The sequence below is a fragment of the Paenibacillus marinisediminis genome, assembly GCF_054343325.1.
This window is the reverse complement of record NZ_JBTGUH010000036.1, coordinates 1-432: the sequence shown is the minus strand read 5'-3', so window position 1 is coordinate 432 and position 432 is coordinate 1. Positions and strand designations below refer to the sequence as shown.

The window sequence follows — 432 nt, the reverse complement described above, 5'->3', positions numbered from 1 at the left end:
TTCTTTCGCTGTGTAGTAGAAGATATGCTCTTGGTTCGATTCCGCTGTGAACGTATAGTTCACTTCAGTTGGAGCTACCTTCGTATAGCCTGCAATATCGATCGCTTCCAGCTTCACTGTTTCGCCTATCTTACCTGATTTACTCGTAGCTGGATTCAACTCCGTTTTCGTTCCTTCCAGCATGTACTTCACTGCTACACTTTGTTCTTTCGCTGTGTAGTAGAAGATATGCTCTTGGTTCGATTCCGCTGTGAACGTATAGTTCACTTCAGTTGGAGCTACCTTCGTATAGCCATCAATGTCCATCGCTTCCAGCTTCATTGTTTCGCCTGTCTTACCTGACTTACTCGTAGCTGGATTCAACTCCGTTTTCGTTCCTTCCAGCATGTACTTCACTGCTACACTTTGTTCTTTCGCCGTGTAGTAGAAGAT

1 protein-coding gene is annotated in these 432 nt (G+C 44.7%); it reads right to left on the bottom strand.

The genetic code is table 11. The features are described from left to right. Nucleotides 1–432 (bottom strand): MucBP domain-containing protein (locus ACXX53_RS23125; protein WP_458571021.1); only part of this gene is annotated, 432 nt, incomplete at both ends.